Below are 6,199 nucleotides of genomic sequence, written 5' to 3'. Positions count from 1 at the left end.
TCGTGTTCGCTCGCCCGGTACGCCTCGAAGACGCGATCCAGCGCCGAATCTTCCCACGGCTGGTCCTGCGCTGCGGCATGCATCGATTCGTAGACGACGGACATCCAGTCGGTGCCGAACCGATCCATCAGCGGGCCGCAGTCTCGGTTGCGCTGGAGGTCCGGCGAAAGGAAGCCGTCGACCTCGGCCTCGTCTTGCGGGGTGAGATCGACGTTCAGCGCCGTCGAGATCCGCCGTACTTCCTTGCGCCAGTCCGCTAAAAGGTTCGCGTACTCGACGAACACGCGCGGCACCCCGCGGGTGTGCCGCTCGGAAACCAGGTTGCCCTTGAGCCACAAGGCACTTGCCAGTTCCGGCGACGCCCCTGCCAGGCTGGCCAGAGACGGGATGACCTCCTGCGGGCGGCGCACGGCGATGACAACCGCGACGTCCATTCCGGCCTGGTGTGCCGCTTCGAACCACATGTCGGCGAGCACATTGATCTGCAGGTCCTTGATGACCACGACCGGCGCTGCGGGAAGCTTGTTGAGATACGACCCGATCTCGGCCATACAGGCGGCCTTCTCTTCGTCGCTGAAGACGCCTTCCTCAAGCACCCGCAATGACGGATCCCACCAGGCGCTGCCGTGGCGCTCTAGGATTGCCCTATTGAGAAGGAGTGATGCGCGCGGCTCCCAGTAGCCACGCTGGTTCCCCTCGTCGGCTCCCATCATCCCGACGGGAAGCGCGGCGCCGCACAGCGAGAGCACTCGTGTGAGCGCAGACGTTCCGGATCGCCCCATTCCCAAGACGAAAAGCGCGACAGGCCGCGTCCCGGTCCCACTCGGGGCGTGGTTGCTCGTTGCCGGATTCCTACGACCGACACCTTGCGTCATAAGACTCATCACTGTCCGCCCTTCATCTTGGTCATGGGAGAGGGCATTCCGGTCCCGGCCCCGGCGACCACGGAAAACCATGGCACCCCTTCCCGGCAGCTTTACATACTTTCTGGATCGTTGCAATAGGTTCCGCAAGCTTTGAGTATTTTGCCTCCCGGCTGCCGTGGTTTCGGACGGCTCCACTGCGGTCTCCGCCGACTCTACGTCATCTACCACATATTTGCTGGACGAAGTCCTCCAGCTAACTGCGCAATCAGCGACAACTGTCGAACGGGCCAGTGCGCCAATTGAATGAAGCGACCGGTCACGGCGGTCTATCCCCCATCGGGTAGTTCGCCACCGCAGGAAATCCGCCTACGGACAGCCTGCGAAAAATTGGACATTTCGCGAAGACTTTGTCCTCATCCCGCCACGGCGCCTGGTTCGTTGAATGGCGCCCCGAATTCCGTGACCGGTCGGAAGCCGCGCTTGCGGGCTTTCTCGGCCGCCTTGCGAATCAGCGCGTAGATGCCGACGAAGGCGGCGTGATCGGTCATCACAAGCGGTGTCAGCAGCCGGTTGTGCACCAGCGCGAACGCCAGGCCGCTCGCCGGATCGGTCCATCCGAGGGATCCACCCAGCCCGACGTGGCCGAAGCCGGGCATCACGTTCCCGATCGGCAAGCTGTGATAGCCCAGGTGGAACGCCAACGGCACGAACAGGTTTCGATCCAGTCGCAGACTCCGTTGACCGGTCAGGCCGGCGGCCAGGTCGCGGGACAGGAATCGGACGCCGTCGACCTCGCCGCCGTTTGCGATAGCGCCGTACATCCGCGCCAGCCCGCGCGCGGTCGCGACGCCGTTCGCCGCCGGGATCTCGGCGTCCAGCAGCGGCGCATCGCCCTGGACGGCGGCGATTATGCCCGGGAAGTACATGGAGCGGAACCCTCCGGAGAGTTCGTTGGCGACCATGCGCGAGACGTAGCTGACGAACGGGTTACCGACGATGCTTTGGGGAACAATGATTTCGGCGGCCCGCGTCGGCGCACCGGCAGGCGGCCGCCCAAGATACAGGCCGTCGGTGCCGAGCGGCTCGGCGAGTTCTTCGCGGATCAGCGCGCCCATACCCTTGCCGGTGACGGCCCGCCCCAGCCCGGACATCAGCCAACCAAACGTCAGAGCGTGGTACGCGGACTTGCCCAGCAGCCGGCCCGGCGCCGCGGCGGCCAGCCGCTCCTCCATCGCAAGGTGATCGAGCAGGTCTTCCTTCGCGGCGCCGCGCAGACCCGACAGGCCGGCGTGATGCCTCATCACCTCGCGCACCGTGAGGTCCGCCTTGCCGTTGGCGCCGAACTCTTTCCAGTACTCCGCAACCGGCGCCTCGTAATCGATCAGCCCCCGGTCAGCGAGTCGGTGGATGACCGTCGCGGCCATGCCCTTGGTCGCCGAGAACACCATCGGGGCCGTGTCGGCCGTCCACGGCCGATGACCGCTCCGGTCCGACCAACCCGTCCACACGTCGACGACGGGTTCGCCGTCCAAGTAGACCGCCAGAGCGCCGCCGCCGAACCGGCGCGCGGGGAACATGGCGGCGAAGCTGCGAACGACGCATCCAAAGTGTGAGTCCGCCGATCCAGACACGCGATGCCCCGCGTCAGGGGCATCGTCTCCTTCAACCGCTCGGCGATCGACTCGGGATTCTAATGTCACGCTTTTGAATTTACTTCGATTTCACACCTCGCCGGAGCGAAATCTAGATTATTTACCTATCCGTTAGTCAGACGCGGCTGACAGGATTTGCTGGGCCGCCAGCGTCGGGGTCAGCTCCCCCGCCTTGACCTGTCGTTCCACGTCGGCCCGCATCTTGCGGACGTTCGGATTGGACAGCACCCGGTCCAAGACCGTGTCCCGCACCATCTGCCAGGTCCAGTCGACTTGCTGGGCCCGGCGGCGCGCCTCGAACTCTCCGGCCTCGGTGAGCACCTTGCGATGCTTCTCGACGGTCTCCCACATCTGGATCAGGCCGCTTCCCTCCATCGCGCTCATCGTGAGAACCGGTGGCCGCCAGAGGGTTTCGTGCTGGTAGATCAGCCTTAGCGCCGACGACAGCTCCCGGGCGGCTTTGCGTGCCTCGGGCAGGTGATCGCCGTCTGCCTTGTTGACCACCACGACGTCGGCGAGCTCCAGCACGCCCTTCTTGATGCCCTGCAACTGATCACCGGACCGCGCCAAGGTCAGCAACAAGAACGTGTCGACCATGTTGGAGACGGCCACCTCGGACTGCCCGACGCCGACCGTCTCGATCAGGATCACGTCGAACCCAGCGGCTTCCAACAACACCACGGTCTCGCGGGTGGCCTTTGCTACGCCACCCAACGTGCCGGACGTCGGCGACGGCCGGATGTAGGCGTCGGCATGCTGTGCGAGCCGCGCCATCCGGGTCTTGTCGCCGAGGATCGAGCCGCCGGTGCGAGTCGACGACGGATCGACGGCCAGCACCGCCACCTTGTGGCCGTTGTCGATCAGGTGCATGCCGAGCGCTTCGATCGTGGTGGACTTCCCCACCCCCGGAACTCCGGTGATACCCACCCGGTGGGCGTCCCCCGAGTCGGGCGTCAAGGCCAGCAGCAGCTGCTGCGCCTGCTCGCGGTGATCGGCGCGAGTGGACTCCAGCATCGTGATGGCCCGCGGCAGCGCCGCGCGGTTGCCGCTGCGAATCGCAGCCGCCAACTCTTCGACGGTGTCGTTCTTCCGGGACGTCATTTAGTCCAGGCTGTAACCCAGCCGCTCGGCGAGCTTGCGCAGCAAGCCGATTGCGGCATCGGCGATCACGGTGCCGGGCGGGAAGATGGCGGCGGCCCCGGCCTCGTACAGCTCATCGAAGTCGCCCGGCGGGATCACCCCACCGACCACGACCATGATGTCGGGCCGTCCCACCTCGGCCAGCGCATCGCGCAACGCGGGCACGAGCGTGAGGTGACCGGCCGCCAGCGAGGACACCCCGACCACATGCACGTCGTTGTCGGCGGCTTGGCGGGCCACCTCCTCGGGCGTGGAGAACAGCGATCCGACGTCGACGTCGAAACCGATGTCGGCGAACGCCGTTGCGATCACCTTCTGGCCGCGGTCGTGGCCGTCCTGGCCCATCTTGGCCACCAGGATTCGGGGGCGGCGACCGTCGGCTTCCGCGAACTTCTCGACAAGTTCGGTGGCTTTCGCCATGTTTCCGGCCTTTCCGGCTGCCTCGCGGTAAACCCCGGCGATGGTACGGATCTCCGCCTGGTGCCGCCCGTACACCTTCTCCAGCGCGTCGGAGATCTCGCCGACGGTGGCCTTGGCACGCGCCGCATCGATCGCCAGAGCCAGCAGGTTATTGCCCAGACCGTCTTCGCCGGCGCGGCCATGCGCGGCTGCGGCACGGGACAATTCGGCCAGCGCCGCGTCGACGGCCGGCTGGTCGCGGCTTGCCCGCAGGTCCTTCAACTTGGCCAGCTGCTCGGCGCGAACCCTGCTGTTCTCGACCTTGAGGACCTCGACCTCCTGGTCCTCTTCGACCTGGTACTTGTTGATGCCGATCACCGGCTGGGTCCCGGAGTCGATGCGGGCCTGGGTGCGTGCGGCCGCCTCCTCGATGCGCAGCTTGGGGATGCCGTCGCTGATGGCTTGCGCCATGCCGCCGTGCTCGGTGACCTCGGCGATGTGCGCGCGGGCCCGTTGCGCGAGCTGATGGGTCAGCCATTCCACGTAATAGGAACCCGCCCACGGGTCGATCGGTCGGGTGGTGCCCGACTCCTGCTGCAGCACCAGCTGCGTGTTGCGGGCGATGCGGGCCGAGAAGTCGGTGGGCAACGCCAGCGCCTCGTCCAGCGCGTTGGTGTGCAGCGACTGGGTGTGCCCCTGGGTGGCCGCCATGGCCTCGATGCAAGTGCGAGCGACGTTGTTGAACGCGTCCTGCGCGGTCAACGACCAGCCCGAAGTCTGCGAATGCGTGCGCAGCGACAGCGATTTGGCGCTCTTGGGATCGAACTGAGCGACCAGCTCGCTCCACAACAGGCGGCCCGCCCGCAGTTTGGCGACCTCCATGAAGAAGTTCATCCCGATGCCCCAGAAGAAGGAGAGCCGGGGCGCGAACTTGTCGATGTCCAACTCGGCGTCCAAGCCGGCCTTGATGTAGTCGACCCCGTCGGCCAGCGTGTACGCCAGCTCCAAATCCGCTGTGGCACCGGCCTCCTGGATGTGGTATCCGGAGATCGAGATGGAGTTGAACTTCGGCATCTTGGCACTGGTGTAGGCGAAGATGTCGGAGATGATGCGCATCGACGGCTTGGGCGGATAGATGTAGGTGTTGCGCACCATGAACTCTTTGAGGATGTCGTTCTGGATGGTGCCGGCCAGCTTCTCCGGCGGCACACCCTGTTCCTCGGCCGCCACCACGTAAAGCGCCAGAATCGGCAGCACCGCGCCGTTCATGGTCATCGACACCGACACCGTCGACAGATCAATGCCGTCGAACAGCTGCCGCATGTCGAGGATGGAATCGATTGCCACACCGGCCATTCCGACGTCACCCTGGACGCGCGGATGGTCGGAGTCGTATCCACGGTGGGTGGCCAGGTCGAAGGCCACCGACAATCCCTTCTGGCCCGCGGCCAGATTGCGTCGGTAGAACGCGTTGGACTCCGCCGCGGTGGAGAATCCGGCGTACTGCCGAATCGTCCACGGCTGGTTGACATACATCGTCGGGTACGGCCCGCGCACGAACGGCGGATCGCCCGGGAAGGTGTGCAGCGGATAGCCCTCGGCCTCCACGGCGGCCCGGTCGGCGGCGATGTAGACGGGTTTGACCTCGATGTCTTCCGGTGTGTGCCACTGCAACTGGTCGGGTGTGTACCAGTGCGCGGCCGCGGCGGCGGCGACATGCTCTTCGACGGCGGCTTCGGTCGGAGACTGAACGGGCCGCTCGGAGTGCAGCGGCACATCGGCGAAGCTGCCGACGGCGGGTGCGGTGGTCGTCATGGTTGTTACGCCCCCAGCCTGGTGAGCAGATTCGACAGTGCTTCGACGGCATTGATCTTTGCCGTCAGATATTCGTCGGGCTTGTGCTCGGCATCGGCGACGGCCTTTTCGGGCCCGGCCAGATAGACCCGGGCTACGCCGGCGCTTTGGGCGGCCTGCACGATGCCGGACGCCTCGTCCTGGTAACGCTTGTCCGTGCCGCAGATGACGGCCACGGTGGGCAACCCCGCCGCCTCGAACTCGGCCACCGCCGCCGCGACGCCGTCGGCATCGACCGTTCCCGGGTTGACCGCCTCGATGCCACCGGAGGCCAGCAGGTTCACCGCG

The 6,199-nt window shown here is 66.0% G+C and carries 4 protein-coding genes and 1 pseudogene; all 5 read right to left on the bottom strand.

Features of this window, described 5'->3' with window-relative positions:
• Positions 1-782, bottom strand: a 782-nt coding sequence (locus tag JOZ00_RS15725) for a sulfotransferase family protein (protein WP_293345108.1), incomplete at its 3' end; no start/stop codon positions are given.
• Positions 783-1,279: 497 nt separating this feature from the next.
• A complete protein-coding gene (locus JOZ00_RS15720) occupies positions 1,280-2,566 on the bottom strand; it encodes a serine hydrolase domain-containing protein (protein WP_293345106.1) in 1,287 nt (428 codons plus the stop codon).
• A gap of 63 nt (positions 2,567-2,629) precedes the next feature.
• A complete protein-coding gene (gene meaB / locus JOZ00_RS15715) occupies positions 2,630-3,619 on the bottom strand; it encodes a methylmalonyl Co-A mutase-associated GTPase MeaB (RefSeq protein ID WP_293345104.1) in 990 nt (329 codons plus the stop codon).
• Positions 3,620-5,872, bottom strand: coding sequence for a methylmalonyl-CoA mutase (gene scpA / locus JOZ00_RS15710; protein WP_293345102.1), 2,253 nt, complete (start codon positions 5,870-5,872; stop codon positions 3,620-3,622).
• Positions 5,873-5,877: 5 nt separating this feature from the next.
• Positions 5,878-6,199 (bottom strand): annotated as a pseudogene (locus tag JOZ00_RS15705) (methylmalonyl-CoA mutase); the annotation flags it as partial.

This window comes from Mycobacterium sp. (assembly GCF_019243155.1).
Lineage (GTDB): Bacteria > Actinomycetota > Actinomycetes > Mycobacteriales > Mycobacteriaceae > Mycobacterium.
This window is presented reverse-complemented; position numbering and strand designations above follow the sequence as displayed.

Bases quoted from the DNA above. Each gene is read 5' to 3' on its own strand.
- meaB (WP_293345104.1), bottom strand. From the start codon at position 3,619: ATGACGTCCCGGAAGAACGACACCGTCGAAGAGTTGGCGGCTGCGATT.
- scpA (WP_293345102.1), bottom strand. From the start codon at position 5,872: ATGACGACCACCGCACCCGCCGTCGGCAGCTTCGCCGATGTGCCGCTG.